The sequence below is a fragment of the Raoultibacter timonensis genome, assembly GCF_022845715.1.
GTDB classification, from domain to species: domain Bacteria; phylum Actinomycetota; class Coriobacteriia; order Coriobacteriales; family Eggerthellaceae; genus Raoultibacter; species Raoultibacter timonensis.
Map to the genome: position 1 here is coordinate 3,882,449 of NZ_AP025564.1, position 19,640 is coordinate 3,902,088.

Here is a 19,640-nt window from a genome sequence, read left to right on the forward strand (position 1 = left end):
CCTCTTCCGCACGCACGCGCACGTGCAAAAACTGTTTATCCGAAGGCTGCGCTATGCTTCCGAATCTTCGTCGGCGGCAAGCTCTGCACCGCGCGCCCGCACGAGTTCGATGGCCTCCTTCGTGCTGAAGTAGTCGAGATCGATCGCCACCACGCAGGTATGCTTCCACTCCCCTTCGATCTCGGCATCGGCTGCCTCTTCGAGGCCCGGGGAGTACTTCTCAGCGAGCAGCTTGAGCCCGTGGCGCTTCTCGTCATCGTCCGACACCACGCGCGCGATGCCGAATGCGATCACGCTGCGGAATTCGGTCGTGAACTTCTCGGGTACAATGCGATCCTGGTCGATCACGCAAAACGAAACGCGGTCGTTGCGCCCGATCGCCTCGAGTTTGTGCCCCGCTATCGCGCAATGGAAATAAACGGTGCCGTACAGGACTCCCGGTTCGCGCGAAGGCTCCTCGTAGGCATAGCTGATCGGCACGCCGTAGGGATAGAGCTCATCGTGCAGGCTCAAAACGCCTGCCGTATTGCGCTTGAGTATCTCTCTGCCCTCTTCTGCAGGCAGCGCTTGCCTACTTCTGCGTATCTCTCGAAACATGATCGTCCTTTCTATGCGCCGCGCGCACGCGACGCGTCTGCAACCGCACGCATCGAAGCAGGTGCGATTCATTCGGCATGATAAGGAGGCCATGGTACCTAAATTTGACGCAGGAGAAAACGGGGTTAGACCGTTTTTCTCCGCCGACGAGGAAAAATACGCTTGCAAATGTACGGTTCGAAAGTCAGGGTTTCGAGCGAGCATCGCCCCGAAGGCCGTCCGCCGTCCAGCTGCGACACGCCCGCAGGCGGCGATTCGGCCTGCTGCCCGGTTCTGCAGGTTTTTTCACATTGTGTTGCACCCGACTGCCCGAAACCGTCGCCGCAATCCGACAGGTTTTCCAGTTCAAGACGTATCACCTGATCATAGGCGTGCACTCACTTCGGTACGCCCACGGGTTTTTCCGCAAGCCGCGGACAGTGCGACAAAGGGGCCGAAATAGGGAGCCGAGCGCAGCATAATCCGCAAAAACCTGCATTTTCGAGCCGACCGCTTGCCGAAGAGACCTGCAAAGGACCCGTACCGACCGCTTGCGAGGCAAACCTCTGCCGCCGTTTTCGCGTTCGTAGTTTTCGCAACCGCAAAGCCGCAGGGTTCCACGCGTCCGATGAAGGCATCGACGCAGCAATTGACCTCTTAAGAAAGAATTAAGACAGCCCCCGTATCATGCGTGCCAACAGGCAACAGCGGTCGACAGGGGGAAACGATGGCCGGATTGTCACGCAGGGGTTTTCTCGTTTCAGCAGGGGTGCTGGCAGGACTTGTCGCTTCGGGGGACGTCGCCAACGCGCTCGCCGAGGACAAGGCCGTGCTCAGGCCGCCGGGCGCACAATCCGAGCACGGGTTTCTCGCCCGGTGCATGCGCTGCCAGAAGTGCGTCTCCGTCTGCCACGCCCGTGTCATCCAACCGCTCTCGATCGCCGAAAGCATCAAGGGAGCCTCGACGCCCACGCTCGATTTCTCGCGCAACTACTGCGATTTCTGCGCCGAGGAGAACGGGGGGAGGCCCCGCTGTTCCGAAGTATGCCCCACCAAAGCCCTCCTTCCGCAGTCCGGCAAGGCCACCGTCAACGGCATCGCCGTCGTCAACGAACGGAGTTGCATCGCCTGGGATTGGAAGGGCTGCACCGTCTGCGTCGACGAGTGTCCGCAGGACGCCATCGCGCTCGACGAGCAGGGGCGCGCCCTCGTAGACGATGCCCTGTGCGACGGATGCGGCCTGTGCGAACTCATCTGCCCGAGTTCGTCGCTGCGCTCGTACGGGGGCGGCCGCTCCGAAGCGAAGGGCATCGTCGTCGTTGCGAAGGAGCGTGAACGAGCATGAAACCGCCCAAGCCGTCCCATCCGATTCGCCTCGTGCGCACCGGCGTTGCTGTTGCGGTGCTGGCAGCCATCGGCGCAGGCGTGGCGTTCGGCACCGATGCGGGGACCCTCTGCGCATGGTGCCCGCTCGGGTTCGCCCAAACATCGCTTGCATCTCGCGAGTTCCATGCGGCTGTTCTGGCGCCCTTGGTCGCGGTGATCGCTGCGGCAGCGCTGCTCGGCCGCGCGTTCTGCTCGTGGGGATGCCCTTCGGGTCTGGTCAAAAAACGCGGGGCGAGCCGTGCGAGATCGAGCGCCACTAAGCGAGGCGGTCAGGACAGCAAGGGGGGATGCGCGTCGCAGGGAAAATCGTGCAGTGCGTCCGCCGCACACCCGCTGCCGAGCATCGCGCTCATCGCCGCCGTGCTGCTCGCGTCGTTCATCGTCGGGTTCCCCGTTTTCTGCCTGTTCTGCCCGATCGGCCTGGTGTTCGGGCTCATGTTCGCCATCTTTCGATCGCTGACGGTGTACCAACCGAGCTGGGATCTCGTCATCTTTCCGCTCATGCTGATCATCGAGCTTCGGCTGTTCGGATCATGGTGCAGCCGCATCTGCCCGCTCGGAGCGGCTGCAAGCCTCATCGCCCGCATAAGCCCGTTCAAGCTCAAGACGAAAGCGAACCTTGGCACCTGCCGCATCGACTCGTCCTGCCATGCCTGCTCGGAAGCCTGCCCGGAGTCACTCGAACCCCCGTCGATCGTTGTCGGATCCGACGAAACATGCACGCTGTGCCTCGAATGCGCACAAGCATGTCCGCATCGATCGCTCGCTGTCGGCATATCGCCCCGAAGAGCCGAAAAGGAGGAGCGCATGACCGAATCCACCGAATAACGTACCAGCAAGACGACAGGGAAGAAAGGATAAAGCTATGAACGCAGTATCAAGACGATCGTTCGTCAAGGCGATGGCCGCTTCGGGTGCCCTCGCGACAGCCGCAGCACTCGGTTACGAAGCCTGGAAGCCGTTCACCGCGCTTGCGGCGGACGATGCCGGCAGCGCGCAAACCGAGGGCGAAACGCAGGTCATCCGCAGCGCGTGCCGCAACTGCTATGGGCGCTGTACCATCAACGGGATCGTGAAGAACGGACGGCTCGTCCGCGTCGAGGGACGACCGGGTACTTATTCCGAGGGAACCATCTGCAGCCGCGCTTTCGCGATTCCGCAGCTTGTCAACAGCCCGCTGCGCGTCCGCTACCCTATGAAGCGCGTCGGAGAACGGGGCGAGGGGAAGTGGGAGCGCATCACGTGGGATGAGGCGTGGGACATCATCATTCCGAAGTTCAAGGAAGTCATCGAGCAGTACGGCGGCCACACGATTCTCGCAAACAACGGGACGGGACGCGATCAGCTCAATATATCGGTGCTTCAGAAGTGCTTCTACGATATGGGCAGTGTCGGCGGGTTCGGCGTCGGCAGCATCTGCAAGATCGCCGGCGACTTCGTCCAGAAGACCACGATCGGAAACCCCTGCCAATTCACCGGCTGGAATCCCGAGGACACGAATCTCATCGTCATGTGGGCGCGCGGCATGTTCTCGTGGGGCTATTACGATTGGATCTACATCAAGAAAGCCCTCGACCGCGGTGCGAAGCTCATGGTGGTCGACCCGCGCCATACCGCCGCAGCGGCGAAATCGACGATGTGGGTTCCGATCCGCCCAGGAAGCGACATGGCGCTCATCCTTGCGATCATCAACGAAATGATCAGCTCGGGACGCTTCGATAAGGATTTTGCGACCAAGTGGACGAACTCGTCGTTTCTGCTCAACGACCAGACCGGGTTGCTGCTCCGCGAAAGCGATCTTGCCGACGGCGGCTCAAAGGATAAGATCGCCTACTGGGACGAGGGCACCGGATCGGTGCAGTTCTGGGATACCGTCGATCTTGCCTGGAGCGTCGACGACCCGAAGCCCGCGCTGCTCGGCTCCTACGACGTCGAAGGCATCGAGCGCCGGACGTCGCTCCAAAAGCTTGCCGACGCAGCTGCCGAATGGACGGTCGAAAAAACCGCCGAGACGACCTGGCTTACAACCGACCAAGTGAAAGACGCTATCGAGCTGTACATCGAGAGCAGCCCCGGCACCTGCTTCACGCGCGGTCAGAAAACCGACTTCAGCGATAACAGCAGCAGCGTGTCGCATGCGTTCACGATCATGATGGCGCTTGCGGGCAATTACGAGATTCCCGGCGGCAACAGCGTGAAGCCCGGCACTTCGACGAAGGGATCGGCTCTGTTCGATGCGGTGCCCCCGAAAAGCGCAGTGCGCCAGGAAATCGAAGCGAACATCGACGATTACAGCATGTGCCCGGGCAAAGCCCAGATCTACGGCATACGCGACGGCGTCTACTCGGCGGCAACCCACGCGCTTACCACCGGAAAGCCGTTCCAACCGCGTATCTACTGGGGCATGAACTGCGAACCCATCATCAGCTGCGCCGACAGCTTGGAGGTTGCAGAAGGTCTGAAGAACATCGACTTCTCCGTTAACGTCAACCTCCTCATGTCGCCTTCGGCGGAGCTGGCCGACATCGTGCTGCCAGCCGCCCATCAAAACGAGATCGACCGCATCGAGTATCCGCAGTCGGGACACTGCTGGCCCGCCAACCATACGGCGACGATCAGGCAGCCGTTCACCGAGCCGCAGGGCGAATGCCGCGACGAGGTGGACATCCTCTTCGATCTGGCCAGCCGTCTCGACATCGATATGACGTGGAAAGACAAGTACGATTGGTTCAATTTCGCGCTCAAAGCAACCGGAATGACCTTCGAGGAATTCAGGGAAGCCGGCGAATTCGTCGACGAGATTACGTACGGCAAACACGAAAAGGGCCTTCTCCGAAAAGATATGAAACCGGGATTCGAAACCAAGACCGGGAAAGTGAACATCTTCTCCGAAGAGCTGCAGCGCTTCGGCTGGGGCGGCATTCCCGGATACCGCGAGCAGCCGCAATCGCCCTTCAGCGACCCCGACCTCGCACAGGAGTACCCCTATGTCATGCTGACGGGCGGGCGCAACCACCAGTACTTCCATAGCGAGTACCGGGAGTCGGCGTACATGCGCTCCATCAGACCGTTTCCCGTGGTGGAGATCAACCCCGAAACCGCGCACGAAAACGGTGTCGAAGAGGGCGATTGGGTATGCATCGAAACCACGATGGGGTCGATCAAGCAGGTGGCCCATCTGACCGAAGGCATCGATGCACGCGTCGTTCACTGCGACCACGACTGGTGGTTCCCCGAGAAGGGCGCACAGGACGGCCTCCACGGCGCGTTCGACAGCAACCCCAACGCGATCATCGATAACGACAAGGTGTTCGACCCCGCCGTCGGAACCGACAACTTCAGCTCGATGTGCAGAATCTACAAGTCGCCCGACGGGCCGCCCGAGGGCATCTTCACAACCCCTGAAGAGCTTTCGGCGTTTCTGAGCAACGGACAGGAGGACCAGCAATGACGACCCACCGCATGATCGTCGATCTCGACCGGTGCATTGGGTGCCATTCGTGCACCGCGGCGTGCATCCAGGAGAACGAAATCGACCTCGGCCGCTTTTACACCAAAGTGATCAACGTCGGACCGACCGGCACGTACCCGAACGTCGAAGAGTACTACCTGCCGGTGAAATGTCAGCATTGCGAAACGCCGACCTGCGTGAAGGTATGCCCCACCGGTGCCTCGTACCGACGAGAAGACGGCATCGTGCTCGTCGATCACAACAAGTGCATCGGCTGCGAATACTGCATCATGGCATGCCCCTACGGCGTGCGGTCGCGCAACGACCGCCTCGGCGTTATCGAGAAATGCACGCTGTGCGCGCACTTGGTCGACGATGGGAAGAACCCGGCATGCGTCGATATCTGCCCGGGCCATGCTCGCATTTTCGGAGATGCCGACGATCCGGCTTCCGAGGTCGCCCAAAAGCTCGCCTCTGCCGGTGACAGCCTGCACCGTCTTGCCGACGTAGGCAACACCCCCGGCGAAGCGTTTCTGTTGGCCAATCAGACATGGAGGAGCTAGCAATGGATATTCAGTGGCCTTTACTCGTATTCGGCGTGCTCGCGGGCCTGAGCATGGGATGCCTCGGCTTCGTGTGCGCTTTCATTCTGGCGGGGAAAGCCGAATCCCTGCGGATGCCCGGCGTCGTGATCGCTCTTGCAGCGATCGCTGCGGGAGGCCTCGCCTCGGCGTTTCACTTGGGAAACCCCGATAGGATCCTCTACATTCTCGGCAACCTTCAGTCGGGCATCACCCAGGAGCTGCTCGCAACGGCGGTGGCAGGCGTACTGATCGTCGCCCTCTGCATCGCCTTGGTGAAGAAGGCGTCGCCCGCCGTGCTCAAGACGCTTGCGGTTTTGGGGTTGATCGCCGCCATCGCGCTTCCGTTCATCACGGGCGAAGCATACGTGCAGGGGGCGCGCCCCGCATGGAACACGCTGTTCCTCCCGATCATGTACGTCGGTGCGGCGTTCGCCATGGGAGCCCTTACCATGACGGTGCTTTCCCGCATCAAGCACGTCGACGATGCCGACCGCACCCTGATCGGCAGAGCATCCTTCGTCGCGGCGATCATATGCACCGTCACCGTGGTGCTGTACGTTTCGGCGGTTGCGCTGGCCCCCTACCCCGATCCCTCCCGCTCGATCGATCGGCTGCTGAGCGGCGATCTGGCCCTGCTGTTCTGGGGCGCGGCTGTTGCACTCGGGTTGATCGTGCCGCTTGCGCTCACGGCGATGCAGGCGTTCGGGAAGCAGCCGCAGGCGAAAGGCGGCACCGCCGTCCTTTCCCGCCCGAGCGTGCTGTTCGTCGGGCTCGTCTGCCTCGTTGCCGGATCGGTGGCCATCAGATCGATCATGTACCTGCTCGGCAGCAGCGTCCAATCGTTCATCTACTAGGCGAGGAGGCCCCATGTCTCACTACTGCACCGCAGAAGAGCTCGAGCAGCTATCCGCCGCACGGGAAAGCATATACGCTTTCACCGGCCAGGCGTTCAGCAAAGAGGCGGACGAACGGCTCTGGCAGGCGGTCGAGGACATCGCCGCAGCGCACACCGAATCGAACAGCGACGCCTCAGGGGGATTCGCCCGGTTGGCGCGCTATGCGGCCCGCTGCGAAGATGCGCCTCTTACCGAGCTCGCCGTCGACTATGCGGCCACGTTCCTTGGCATCGGGCCTCGCCATGATGGCGCGTTTCCCTACGAATCGGTGTACACGAGCGATGAGAAGCTGCTCAAACAGGAAGCGTTCGACGAAATGAACGCCGTGTTGCGCAGCAAGCGCATCGCGCTTGCCATCGACATGGTTTCCGACGAAGACCATGTTTCGACCGAGCTCGCCTTGCTTGCCCGCTACGCACACGACGTGCGCCGCCTCCTGGGCAAGGGGGATACCGACGGCGCTTGGAGCGTCGAATCGGAGCGCATCGGCTTTCTCCTCGGCCATGCCATGCGGTGGATCCCCGATTTCTGCGCCGATGTCAAGCGCTGTGCGAAGACCGATTTCTATCGCGCGATCGCAGACATCGCCAGCGATTTTCTTATGCTCGACGCCTCGATCGTCGAAGGCGAGCCGCAAGCGACCCCGTCGAAGGCCGGAGCGGCGTAACCGTCGTTGCCGTCTGCCGTTCTCGCGGCAGACGGCAACCCCCGTAAACGTTCGGATCGCACCTGCCCGCCGTCCCTCGTTTGACTGCCGCAGCAACGGATGGTACAACAGGATGGAGCACCGCGAAGGAGGATGCCATGAGGCTTTTGGTCGCCGAAGACGACGCTTCTCTGCTCCAAGCAATTTCTGAAGCCCTCGGCAAGGAAGGCTTCGAGGTGGACAGCGTCGGCGACGGCGCCGATACGTACTTTTTCGCAGCGCAAGGCATCTACGACTTGCTTGTGCTCGACATAACGATGCCCAGCATGTCGGGGCTCGAAATCGTCAAGGAGCTGCGCTCCAACGCCATCGATACCCCCGTCCTGTTCGTCACCGCACGCGACACCATAGCCGATCGCGTTACGGGGCTCGGCATCGGAGCCGACGATTACCTCGTCAAACCGTTTGCCCTGGCCGAGCTGATCGCGCGCGTGCATGCGCTGCTGCGCCGGAGCGCCGGCGAAGCGACCAAGCGGGTTCTCGCGCACGGTGCCTTCGAACTCGATCTTCTCAGCCGCGAAGCCCGCTACAACGGATGCGACCTCAACCTTACCATGAAGGAATTCGAGCTTCTCGAGTTCCTCATCATCAACAAGGGGTCCATTCTCACTCGAAGCCAAATATCCGATCGGCTCTGGGGCTTCGATACCAACATCGGTTTCGGCATTCTCGATGTGCACATGCACAACCTTCGCAAGAAGCTCGCTGCTGTATCGTGCGAAGACAACATCAAAACCATCCGCGGTGTCGGATACCAGTTCAAGGCCGAGGGACGCTGAGCATGGGCAAGCAACGCATATACTCTGCAGGCGAATCGTCACGGCGCATTACGCGAAAGCTCACGCTTGCGAACCTGATCATGCTCGTTATCCTGTTTGCGCTGTGCATCGTCTTTCTCAACGTGTTTACGCAAACGAGCATGACAGCCCGAACCGACGAGAAGCTCGAACGCGATCTTGCCGGATTCTCCCAATCACACCTATCATCCGAATCGCATTCGCAGAGGCTGCCTTCGGGTTTGCTCCCCCTCATCTTCTTCTTCGATGCGCAAGAGGGCTACATCAACCCCCATCCCGCCGATTACATGGTTGCCGAGCACATGGACGAAATCCTCTCTCGCAATCTGCCCGAAGGTTATTCGACGCAAGTAATTGGAGATCGGAGCTATCGGATATACCGCGTCGTATACGACGAGACGTTGGTGTTCTGGGAGCAGGACGAATCGTACAACGTCACCGAAACGGTCTCGTTTCTCGATATCACCTCCGAAAAGGCCATGATAGACTCGCTGCGCTTCGCCAGTGCCGGCTGCCTGATTGCAAGCATTCTCATCTTCGGCGTTTTCAGCTATTGGCGTGCGCGCAAAACCATCGTCCCCATCAACGAAGCATGGGAGAAGCAGCGGCAGTTTGCGGCCGACACTTCGCACGAACTGCGCAACCCGCTCGCCTCGATCCAAACCAACGCAGAGCTGCTACTCGCGAACCCCGATCGTACGGTCGAGCAGGAAAGCAAGCATGTTGCAGCCATTCTCGACAGTTCCCACCACATGGCTTCGATGATCTCGACGTTGCTCACCCTTGCCCGCGCCGACGCCGACCAAGACGAGTTTTCCTACAGCAGCGTCGACCTCAGCGAGGTTGCCGAAAGCATGTACGAACAATTCGCACAGATCGCCAGTGCGCGCGATATACGCGTTATCGCCCATATAGAACCAGGAGTGCGTTTAACAGGAGATCGGGAGCGGATCGGCGAGCTGCTTTCGATTCTGCTCGACAATGCCATCCGCTACACCGAGCCGGGCGGCACCGTCACAATCTCCTGCACCCTCGACAAAAGCCGACCCGTTGTGAGCATCGAGGACACGGGCATCGGCATAGCCGACGATGAGATCGATTCCGTTTTCCAAAGGTTCTACCGCAACGACAAGGCCCGCTTCATCAATCCCGAAGGAACCGGCCTCGGCCTGGCGATAGCCCGCTGGATCGTTGACCGCCACGATGCCGAGCTCACCGTTTCGAGCGTTCTCGGCGAGGGAACCCGCTTCACCATTACGTTTCATGAATGAGGGGCCGCCAAAGACGACCCCCCCCCGACATGCTGCTACGAAGCGCTCGGCGGCTTGGGCGCAGACGGTGCGGCTGGTGCACCAGGAACACCCGGAGCCGCAGGCGGCTTCGGTGCACCAGTCGGCACACCCGCTGGTGCGGCGTTTTGCTGGAACTCCAAGCCGGGAGTCCAATCGCGGCTCTCCGCCGAATGGGTTCCCACGGGGCCTGAAGCCATGCCCGCGCCGCACTGGGCGCATACGGTTACACCGATGAAGTTCTCATGCCCGCATTGGGGACAAACAGGACTCGCCATCTCGACAGTAGGTGGTCTAAAACACATAGCACTGTATCCTTTCTCTTCTTCGTACGCCCTTACACGAGCGCGTAGAGCTTGACGGCATCGAGGTTTATCGACTCGGTAGCATCCATGTTTGCGAGCACCTTGTAGTCGTAGCCGTCTTTTTCAAACGAAACCGTATAGAACCCGGGCTCAAGACCCTTGAGCTTGAATTCTCCGAAAGCATCGGTAACATCGCGGTACTCGAGCCCGAGGATCTGATGGGTTGCTGTCACCTTTACGTTGGCAAGACACGCCTTTCCGTCGGCCGTGCACGCTTCGCCAGCAATAAACGGACGGGGCAGGCTTTGGTAAAGCACCTGCGGCTGAGTTTTGTATTCGGGATGAAGGAGCTCGACGGATGCCGGCAAAAGCGTCGAATCGATAACATCCTCGGAATCGACGATCTTCAACGCATCGGTCGGACATGCTGTCACGCAGCGGGGATCGCGGCCTGCATCGCGCAGGTGGGCGCACATCGTGCACTTCTGCGGGATATCGAGCTCGGGGTTCCAATACACCGCATGGTACGGGCATGCTTCCATGATGGCCCGCTGACCCTGCGCCTTCTCGGGGTCGATGATGACGAGTCCATCCGCACGGCGGTACACTGCGCCGTTCTTGGCGACTTTGATGCAGGGAGCATCGGCGCAGTGCTGGCAAACCAGCTGCGTGCGCTGCATCTCAACCCGAGACCCATCGCCTGCTTCCACGTTCTGGATTTTGATCCAGTACTGCTTCGGGGATTGGATCGCCGCAATCGGGCTCCAATCGTTGTCGCAGTGCTCGTCTTTGCAGGCAGTTTGGCAATTGCGGCAATCAATGCATTTCTCAGCGTTGATCAATAGCGTTTTCATCGGTCTATTCCCCCCTGTTCCACGTACGATACTTGCCGGCAAAACCTTCGGGATACTCGGCTTGCAGCGCTTCGAGATCGGCTTTTTCCACCTCGAACAGAACCGAGTTGAACGCGCCGCCAACATGATGGACCGACATGGGAGCATTGTTGGATAAAACGTTGCCGTCGCCACCGCGGTCGATGGAGTGAACGTCTTCGGACAGCGGATCCTGCCAAGCGCCGTAAGACAGCCAGGCAACACCGGGAATCAACCGCTTGGTGATACGAATGCCCGCCATAACACGCCCGCGATCGTTGCGGCACAGTACGATATCGCCATCCTGCAGCCCACGCTCTTCAGCATCGATCGGGTTCATCCAGCACGGTTCGTACCCATAACCATCGGAGCCGTACACCTTGTAATTCTCACGAAGCCATTCGATATCGTTGTATTTCCCATGGAAACGGTACTTCGGGTGCGCCATGAGCATCTGCAGAGGATACGTTCGCTTCAGCTCCTCGGAAAGATGTCCTTCGCGCTCGGGAATGAAATGCGGAACAGGAGGAATCTCGGGGCTGTTGCCGTAATGCTCATACAAACGCATGCTGAAAATCTCGGCTTTCCCCGAAGGCGTATCAAGCGGATTGTTTTCAGGGTCTTCGTAGAACTTCTGGAACTGCTTGCATTCCTCGTAGTTTTCCGGCTGTGGCCAAACGTAATAGCCCTTCTCTTTGAACTCGTCGTATGTCAAGGGAATGCTCGTCCGCTCGAACATCTTCTGAAGCAGGGTTTCTTCGGTATTGCCCTCGATGTAGTAGTCGCCCAACCCCAAACGCGTCGCAATGTCAGTATAAACCTGCAAATCGGTTTTGCTCTCACCGATCGGATCGACGCATTTCTGCGTAAAGACCGCATTGCGGAGCCCTACGTACGAAGGCGGAACGTACTGCCCAACAGAAGCAGGCTCTGTAATGTCTTGACGCTCGAAAACCGTCGTAATGGGGAGAACGATGTCGGCGTAGCGGCAATCGCGGTCGAACCAAGGGGCAGCTACCACAAACGTCTTGATGTTTTCGCTGCGATACGTTTCCGCGTGGTGTTGATAGTTGGGCGGGTTCGTTAGCGTGGAACCATGCAGCCACACGAATTCAACCTCCGCGCAACCCGCCATCGGATAATCCATCTTCTCAAGAAACATGTCTGCGCTGAAGTTGTCTTGATGGCCGCCCTGCCAATGCTGCGGAGCGTTGTTGATGCAGTCGTTGAACTTCTGGAAGGTAATCTTCTGCGGAACGGGATTGGGGTAATACTGCTCCATAACCACGTTCATGCCGCCGTCGGCATACCCAGTCGGACCAACCTGGTTCTTGCCATCATACGGACCCGAAATCGACAGGCACGTTCCCTGAACGCCAACGCCCGGTTTGCCGAGGCCCTGCATGATCTGCAGCGTACCCATCATACGCGTGAACTCATGGGCGAACTCCCGACGGCAAGCACCACCCTGCATGCACCACAGCGATGTGGGGTGCGTTCCCCACTGACGGGCCAAGGCGCGAATCACCCGCGGCTCTACCCCGCAGATGGCCGAAGCCCATTCGGGGGTTTTCGGAATACCGTCCTCGCCTTCGCCTAGAATGTACGCCTTGAAAGAGCTTCCCGCGGGAATACCTTCCGGCAGATGCTCGTCGTCGAAACCAACGGCATGGGTATCGAGGTACGCTTGATCGTACAGACCTTCAGTGATCCACGTGTAGGCAATTGCCGCCGCCATGGCGCCGTCGGTTCCCGGATAGATGCGAATCCATTTGTCAGCGTAGTTCAAACCAGTTTCATTGAGGAACGGCTCTACGACGACGATTTCCTTGCCGAGATCGCGCCAGTACTGCCAGAGTCTCGCCGTATCGATGCCGCTATAGATACTGTGCATGAGAGGATCGTTGCCCCAAAGTATAATGAGTTCGCTGTGACGGGATATGTCCTGCAGCGAATCCGGAGCCGCCGGAAGGCCGTGCCCCTGCCAATCGCCCCACAAAAACGGCGCGCCGCAAGCCCACCCCTCCCAACTGTTCGGTGTAAACTCGATGAACGTACCGCCAACCATGTGCCAGAACCGATACACGTCGCTGAATACGAAGTGGAGGCTTCCCCATTCGGTATGGGCGCTGTCGCAGTACCCGATGCCCGAAGGTCCCTTGGCTGCGCGGACGCGGCTCATCTCCTCTACGATAAGATCGTATGCCTCATCCCAGCTGATTCGCTCATAGGCGGTAATGCCGCGGTTCTGGGGGTTCCTTTCACCATGGGGATCCCAGTCTTTGCGCTTCAGGGGATACTTGACGCGCGTTTCGGTGGACTGCATGGCCTTGTACGCTTGCCCCCAAGGCAAAAGCGGCAGCGTCAAAGGCGGACGATAGCACTTGCCGTTCACCTTGACTTCCCAAGAGTCGACTTCACTCGGATCGAACGAAAGCGGATCTACGCGTACTATCTTGCCGTCTTTCACGTCGACGAACATCGGACCGGCGGTTGTACACGAGGTATGACGCTCAACATCTAAAGGATCGGTATAACTTCTCGCATCGCCCATGAACTCCTCCTCTTTCTACTCCTTGCTTGCACTCGTCGAGCCTCGCGAATGGTGCTACACTGTCCGATGACGTCCCACCACAGATCGTCATATCGGGCAAGCCCCTAAAAGAAACCCGCCTGAAGCGCCCATTCGCTCGGCCCGCGATAACCATAGCTTCGGGGCGTGCGCTGCACAGTCGCCGAACCATTGCAAAAGCTGATTTACCTGTCATGTCGTTGGTACTACAAGGGGGAAATAATGACTGACGAAGTGAAGAAGCGCGACTCCGACCGCCTTGATGGAGCGATCCCGGAGAGCATCTATGGCGTCATGGCCGCCATTGCCTTTATGCTGTATTGCTCCTTTCTCATAACCACACTGATCTTTCCGGTGAAAACCCAAGATGAAGTGGGTTCGACGCTCACCGTACTGCCCGCCTTTTGCGGCTTGTTCGTTTTTGCGGGCGCTCAGCTCCTCGCGATTCGCGGGCGCTCACGTGCTTGGAGCCATCGCCGAAACGCTCCGCTCGTCCTATCCGCGCTTCTAACCGTTCCGCTTCTTGCCGCCATGGCGGCAGCCTCCTTCGATCTGCAAGCCTCGTTGTTGTTGCAAGCGGCTGCATGGGCGCTTTGGGGTTTGGGGCAGGCAATCTTCTTTCCTATGATCGGATCGCTGCAAGCTGAAATTGGGCACACGGAAGAGAATAGAAAGCTCCACCTCGCCTCCATAGGAGGCGCCGTGATGTGCGCTTCTGTATTTGGAGCTCTCGCGTTGTTCGCCCCCGATCCGCTTAGATCATTTCTGCCCGCCCTGTACTTTGCCACTACCCTGATCATCTTCGTGGCAATCCGCACACAACGGCGCATCGAAGGCGACGAGACGAACGAGGAAAGCGGATTAGAAACGCTAGCGCCCAAGTTTTTATCGCCCACCATCGTCGGCGGCACATTCAGCGTATTGACCTGCTACTGCATAGCGCATTTTGGCATGCGGGGAACGCTCGGCGTTGCAACCATCGGCTGCCTTGTCGGAGGAGCCGTTTTCCTCGCAACAGCTATGACGATACGGCGTGCGCTTACCAACACCCTTATCGAGCGGCTCTACTTCCCTATCACTGCCATATGCTTCTTTCTTGTACCGACTTTGCCCGATTTTCTCAAGTTCGTTCCCTCGTGCATAGCGCTCAGCATGTTCTTCTTCTACGCCGCCTTTTACTGGAGTCTCATCATCGCCGTCGGCCGCGATCGAAAAACGGCTTCTCCGCGCCACTTTTCCGCCAGCTTGCTCGCACCCTCCGTCGGTATCTGCATCGGATGGGGCATCGCTTCTGCATATGCGTTGGCGGGCGGCAATCTTGCCCATCCGTTCGTTTTGTTCTTCGGCTGGATCGTTGTCTACACCATCGTGCTTTCCATTGCACCCTACGCCACCAATACGCTCCTTGAGATGGATCTGCTCAGCCCCGAAGACGCTCGACCAAAGCCGGACCCCATCGACCGAAGCGGCAACAGCTGGGAACAGGCCTGCGAGCTCATAGCGGACACCTACAAACTCTCCCCGCGAGAGCGGGAGGTGTTCGGGATGCTGGCCCACGGACGCAACGTCAAGTTCATCAAAGACAGCCTTTTCATTTCCGAAAACACTGCCAAAACCCACAAGTACCGCATCTACCGAAAGCTGGAGGTGAGCACCCATCAAGAACTTCTCGACCATGTAGAGCGGATCGAGCAAAAGCTGTTGCAGCAACGTCAAGAACGGTAACCATCACCACGCAATCATCTTTCGAAGGCAAATGTATCGCCTGATCACTATAGCTGTAGTACCTCTGATACGACACGGAAAGAACCCTGAAATCGCGGCCTCAGTGGGACAGACAGCCGCCTCCTTGAGACGTAGCATGATTTCGCCGAAACGCTAAAGGGCGTCTCGGGAAACGTTGAAAGGGAGGTTCTTGTGGATACGAGGGGCACCAGCAGTCAAAAAGCGCAGCCGTATGCGTGGTTGATTCTCTTAATCGTATTTTTAGCCAGCTTTATCGCACCCATGGCGCAATTCAAAGTAACGACGCTTTCGAAACCCTTGATGGACGCGTTTGGTCTCGACCCCGCTTCATTCGGCTGGCTCATGTCGGCGCTCACCGTATGCGGCGTCATCCTCGCCATACCCGCCGCTTGGATGTGCGGCAGGATGGGCATCAAGAAAACAATCCTCGCTTCGATAGCCTGCGTCGGAGTCGGATCGTTCATCGGCGCATTTGCCGAAACGGCACCGCTTCTGTATTTCAGCCGCGCAATCGAGGGGTGCGGCATCGCGCTGATAGGCGTTTCGGCACCGACTGCGATCTCCGTTTGGTTTCCCGAACGCAGGCGAGCGTTGCCGCTGGCCATATGGTGCACGTGGATGCCCCTTGGCTCGACGGTCGCTATGCTGGTCGTTCCGCAGATCGCCGACGCATTCGGCTGGCGCGGGGCGTGGTGGATGTGCGTCATCGCAGCTGTCGTCGTGTTCCTGCTCGTCTTGCTGTTCTTTAAAATGCCCGCAAACGGATCGGGCGAAGATGCCGTTGAGCAAGTCGAACAGGAAAAAGGCTACTTTATCCGCGGTCTCAAATTCCTCAAGAACAAAGAGATCTGGCTCTTGTGCCTGGCGTTTTTCTGCTTCAACTTCGTCTGCAACGGCGTGTTCATGAACTTCTATCCGATGTATCTCGAACGGGGTATCGGCATGACCAATGCGGAAGCCGGCGCCATCACATCCATCATGCCGTTGCTCACCATCTGCATCATGCCCATCATGGGCGTCGTGTATGACCGCATCGGGCGTCGCAAGCCCTTCGTTGTCGCAGCGTTTGCGCTCTGCGCCTGCACGCTCGCTATTGCGTTCATGGGCAACATTTCGCTTGTTTGGGCTTCAGTCATAATCTTTGGCCTGATGGGCGGCCTAGTAGCATCGGGCACGCGTCCGATGACGCCGGAGATCATGGAAAAGAAGGGCGGCGGAGCACTCGCCATAGCCATGGGAATGAGCGTTATGCAGATCTCGCAGAACCTCGCACCGACCATCGGCTCCCCCTTATTCGGCGGCCTTTCGAGTAGCTTGGGTTGGCTCACGGCATCCGTTTCGCTTTGCGTTCCCTTGGCGATCATCGCCGTCGTGGCAATGGTGCTCATCAAAGTCAAGTAATGATCGAGCAGCGCAAATCCATAGCACCGATCAAAAAGGAGCCGCCCGAAGGCGGCTCCCGTAGGTACTTTGACCGTGCGAAGCGAATCTCCTAGTAGTGCTTCAGATCCTCGTCTTTCACCCTGCCGCGGAACGTGCGGTAGATGATGACGTGGTAGACGAGCACGAGCGGCAGGCCCACGCACGTGATGATGGTCATCCACATGAGGGCGAGCTCGGAGCCCGCGGCGCTCATGAGCGTGATGGACGGGCCGATGCTGTCGGGCGATGCTACCACGAAGTTCGGGAACATCGACGCAGCCAGCAGCGCCACGAGGAAGAACGCGCCTGCCGACTGGCACAGAAACGCCCACAGGTCGGATCCCTTCCGCATCATAACCATCGATCCGACGATGCCCACGAGCACGATCGCCGCGAACAGGAAGCGCAGCACGGAAAGCTCGGGCACCATATCGGGCTGGACGATGAAGTGACCGTAGATCGAAACGATCACGAACAGCACGAGCGCCGCAATCTGGATCGGGAACGCAACCTTCACGGCACGATCGCGCAGCGCGGAGGGCTTCGGCGACTTGAGCGCGAGCCAGGTAGCGCCCTGCGCGAGGAACATCGAGAGTCCGAGCAAACCAGTGAGCAGCGTGAACGGAGTGATCAACCCCAGAAGCGGAATGCCGATGTAATCGCCGCCCGCGCTCATGGGAATGCCCGCGTAGATGTTGCCGACCGCAACGCCGAACAGAAGCGACGGAAGCGCCGACCCGATGAAGAAGAGCTTGTCCCAAATGCTCGCCCACTTCGGATCGTAGCCGCGGAATTCAACGGAGACCGCACGGACGATCAAACTGAACAGCACGAGCATGATGGCCAGGTAGAACCCGGAGAACGTAGTCGCATAGGCGGGAGCGAACGCGGCGAAGAGCGCGCCTCCGGCCGTGAGCAGCCACACCTCGTTGCCGTCCCATACCGGACCGATGCTCCTGCGCACGATCGCCTTTTCCTTATCGTTTTTAGCCACGAACGGGTACAGGGTGCCCGCGCCGAGATCGAACCCGTCGAGCACGAAGTAGCCGCCGATGAGAACGAAGATCAGGATGAACCAGAGAACTTGGAAGAATGTCATTTCCACGACTACTCACCACCTTTCGACGCCGAAGCCTTGTCGTCGCTTACCGTCGAAGCAGCCTTCGCCTCGTCGGCATCGTCCGTTTCGGCACCGAGGATGCCGACGCCTGCGGGGGCGAGAACCGGCCCCTGCTTGATGAAGTGCATCACGATGCGCACCCATGCCACTGCGATGAACGCGTACACAAGCACGAACAGCAGCAAGGTGATAAGTATCTCAACCGACGAGACCGATTGCGATACGCCGTTGTAGGTGAGCAAGCTCACGCCGTCAGGGCCCGTCGTCGACGGATAGACCACCCACGGCTGGCGTCCAACTTCGGTGGTGAACCAACCGGTCTGGATCGCGATGAACGGGAACACCGGCGAAATGAGCAGCAACGTTTGCAGCCAGCGCATGTTCTTGACCTTGCCCTTGCGGAACGAGAACACGAGCGCGAGGATCACGCACACCATGATGAGGCCGTACATGGCAACCATGATGTGGTAGCTCTGGAACACAGCGTTCACCGGCAGCGAATCGACGTCGAGATCGGCGTACTGCTCGGTTTCGGCGAGGTCGTTCAGGCCGAGGAACTCGGTATCCCATGTACCGGTTGCAAGGAAGCTTGTGCCGCCGGGAATGTAGAACGGGGTGAGCACCTCGCCCGATTCCTCGTCGACCCAGCCGAACGCATAGAGCGGGGGAACCTCCGATTCGTACATGCCTTCCATCATGGCGAGCTTGGTAGGCTGCTCTTCGGCAACCACTACCGCTGCGGAATGCGCGAACACGATCATGAGGCAGCTCGACACGATACCGACGGCCGCGCCGATCTTCATCGTCTTCATGGCGAACTCGGTATGCTTGCCCTTGCGCAGATAGTACGCGGCAACGGCAATGGCGAAGAACGCGCCCATGATAATGAGGGCGTCAACCGTATGGGTGTAGCGGGGTATGGTGGACGGGTTGAAGGCCGCCGCGAAGAAGTCGGTGATGACCGCCCTCGTGCCGTCGGCGTTGAGTTCGGCGCCCGCAGGCGTCTGCATCCACGAATTGGCGATCAGGATCCACAGCGCCGAAAGCGCCGACCCGATGAACACCAGCCAAGACGACACCAGATAGAACTTCGGCGAAACCTTGTCGCGGCCGAACAGCAGCACGCCCAAGAACACCGACTCGAGGAAGAAGGCGAGCAGCGCCTCCGCCGCGAGCGGCGCACCGAAGATGTCACCGACGAAGCGGGCGTAATCCGCCCAGTTGGTTCCGAAGGAGAATTCCATCGTGATGCCTGTGGCCACACCGACCACAAACGTCGCGGTGAAAATCTTCACCCAGAACTTGGCCGCAGCAGCGTCTTTCTCGCTGCGAGACCGATAGTACCTCGTCTCGTTGATGGCTAGGATCAATGCAATTCCGATGGACAGCGGCACAAAGAAGAAGTGATACCCTGCGGTCAGGTAAAACTGAATTCGCGCCAACATTGTCGGATCAGAAAAGATCTCCATCGCACACCCCCTTTTTGATCAAGCGTTGAACCCGCTTTCGCTACCCGTGCGATGAGACGTCTGACTCGCTCCCAACGCACCGGTTACGAATACCAGCGGCGTTTCCCCTTGGAAACTTTGTCGACATTCTAGCACCGAAACCGCTCCTTGTGTCCGTAAATGATACTTTTTTTATATCATTTAGAGTATTTTCTCTTACGAACAGCCGCGATGCGCAGATGTCGATACCATCATACGCCTGCGAAAATAGGTTTCTCAAGGGGGTCGTCCGTTGGATACTGCGAGGTAGTGCGGCTGTTACCTGCTCGTTATCTTGCCCCATAACAGATTGTGGGATTCGTAGTTTTCGATTCCCACCAGTGTTTCACGTGAAACATTTGTTCGTATTATTGCCTACAGCACGCCTATTGCCCACAAATCGTTAGCACGGAGGCACATCAATATAAGCT

The 19,640-nt window shown here is 58.9% G+C and carries 16 protein-coding genes; 10 read left to right on the top strand and 6 right to left on the bottom strand.

Annotated elements, in window-relative coordinates:
* Positions 1 to 51: 51 nt before the first annotated feature.
* Positions 52 to 597 (bottom strand): pyridoxamine 5'-phosphate oxidase family protein, encoded by a 546-nt coding sequence (locus MWL89_RS15750; RefSeq protein WP_244387324.1) that lies wholly within the window; start codon positions 595 to 597, stop codon positions 52 to 54.
* A gap of 706 nt (positions 598 to 1,303) precedes the next feature.
* Between MWL89_RS15750 and MWL89_RS15755 the strand changes: the two genes are divergently transcribed.
* The 8 genes from MWL89_RS15755 (at position 1,304) to MWL89_RS15790 (ending at position 9,667) form a co-directional block, all read left to right on the top strand.
* Positions 1,304 to 1,921 (top strand): 4Fe-4S dicluster domain-containing protein, encoded by a 618-nt coding sequence (locus MWL89_RS15755; protein WP_244387326.1) that lies wholly within the window; start codon positions 1,304 to 1,306, stop codon positions 1,919 to 1,921.
* Positions 1,918 to 2,790 (top strand): 4Fe-4S binding protein, encoded by an 873-nt coding sequence (locus MWL89_RS15760; RefSeq protein WP_244387328.1) that lies wholly within the window; start codon positions 1,918 to 1,920, stop codon positions 2,788 to 2,790. The genes MWL89_RS15755 and MWL89_RS15760 overlap by 4 nt, the downstream gene beginning before the upstream one ends.
* A gap of 37 nt (positions 2,791 to 2,827) precedes the next feature.
* On the top strand, positions 2,828 to 5,413 hold the full coding sequence (locus MWL89_RS15765) for a molybdopterin-containing oxidoreductase family protein (RefSeq protein ID WP_244387330.1): 2,586 nt from the start codon (positions 2,828 to 2,830) through the stop codon (positions 5,411 to 5,413).
* The gene (locus MWL89_RS15770; protein ID WP_102380258.1) at positions 5,410 to 5,976 is read left to right on the top strand and encodes a 4Fe-4S dicluster domain-containing protein; all 567 of its coding nucleotides are present in this window, start codon (positions 5,410 to 5,412) and stop codon (positions 5,974 to 5,976) included. The genes MWL89_RS15765 and MWL89_RS15770 overlap by 4 nt, the downstream gene beginning before the upstream one ends.
* Before the next feature lie 2 nt (positions 5,977 to 5,978).
* Positions 5,979 to 6,851, top strand: a complete 873-nt coding sequence (locus MWL89_RS15775) for a dimethyl sulfoxide reductase anchor subunit family protein (RefSeq protein WP_180995309.1) — start codon at positions 5,979 to 5,981, stop codon at positions 6,849 to 6,851.
* Positions 6,852 to 6,864: 13 nt separating this feature from the next.
* Complete coding sequence (locus MWL89_RS15780; RefSeq protein WP_244387332.1) at positions 6,865 to 7,560, top strand: TorD/DmsD family molecular chaperone; 696 nt, start codon at positions 6,865 to 6,867, stop codon at positions 7,558 to 7,560.
* A gap of 137 nt (positions 7,561 to 7,697) precedes the next feature.
* Positions 7,698 to 8,378: a response regulator transcription factor gene (locus MWL89_RS15785; RefSeq protein WP_244387335.1), complete on the top strand. Its 681-nt coding sequence runs from the start codon at positions 7,698 to 7,700 to the stop codon at positions 8,376 to 8,378.
* Positions 8,379 to 8,380: 2 nt separating this feature from the next.
* Positions 8,381 to 9,667: a sensor histidine kinase gene (locus MWL89_RS15790; protein ID WP_102380262.1), complete on the top strand. Its 1,287-nt coding sequence runs from the start codon at positions 8,381 to 8,383 to the stop codon at positions 9,665 to 9,667.
* Positions 9,668 to 9,702: 35 nt separating this feature from the next.
* On the opposite strand, the gene MWL89_RS15795 is transcribed toward MWL89_RS15790, so the two are convergent.
* The 3 genes from MWL89_RS15795 to MWL89_RS15805 are packed head-to-tail and all read right to left on the bottom strand — an operon-like array spanning position 9,703 to position 13,416.
* Entirely contained in the window at positions 9,703 to 9,990 is a 288-nt protein-coding gene (locus MWL89_RS15795; protein WP_244387336.1) for a hypothetical protein, read from the bottom strand.
* A 32-nt stretch (positions 9,991 to 10,022) separates the two neighbouring features.
* On the bottom strand, positions 10,023 to 10,844 hold the full coding sequence (locus MWL89_RS15800; protein ID WP_244387338.1) for a 4Fe-4S dicluster domain-containing protein: 822 nt from the start codon (positions 10,842 to 10,844) through the stop codon (positions 10,023 to 10,025).
* A 4-nt stretch (positions 10,845 to 10,848) separates the two neighbouring features.
* Positions 10,849 to 13,416, bottom strand: a complete 2,568-nt coding sequence (locus MWL89_RS15805) for a molybdopterin-dependent oxidoreductase (RefSeq protein WP_244387339.1) — start codon at positions 13,414 to 13,416, stop codon at positions 10,849 to 10,851.
* Positions 13,417 to 13,656: 240 nt separating this feature from the next.
* Between MWL89_RS15805 and MWL89_RS15810 the strand changes: the two genes are divergently transcribed.
* Positions 13,657 to 15,159 (top strand): helix-turn-helix domain-containing protein, encoded by a 1,503-nt coding sequence (locus tag MWL89_RS15810; protein ID WP_244387341.1) that lies wholly within the window; start codon positions 13,657 to 13,659, stop codon positions 15,157 to 15,159.
* 192 nt (positions 15,160 to 15,351) lie between these two features.
* Positions 15,352 to 16,581: an MFS transporter gene (locus MWL89_RS15815; RefSeq protein WP_244387343.1), complete on the top strand. Its 1,230-nt coding sequence runs from the start codon at positions 15,352 to 15,354 to the stop codon at positions 16,579 to 16,581.
* A 91-nt stretch (positions 16,582 to 16,672) separates the two neighbouring features.
* Here the strand turns inward: MWL89_RS15815 and cydB are convergent, their stop codons facing one another.
* Positions 16,673 to 17,701: a cytochrome d ubiquinol oxidase subunit II gene (cydB, locus tag MWL89_RS15820; protein ID WP_244412616.1), complete on the bottom strand. Its 1,029-nt coding sequence runs from the start codon at positions 17,699 to 17,701 to the stop codon at positions 16,673 to 16,675.
* 8 nt (positions 17,702 to 17,709) lie between these two features.
* The gene (locus MWL89_RS15825; RefSeq protein ID WP_244387345.1) at positions 17,710 to 19,191 is read right to left on the bottom strand and encodes a cytochrome ubiquinol oxidase subunit I; all 1,482 of its coding nucleotides are present in this window, start codon (positions 19,189 to 19,191) and stop codon (positions 17,710 to 17,712) included.
* Positions 19,192 to 19,640: the final 449 nt, after the last annotated feature.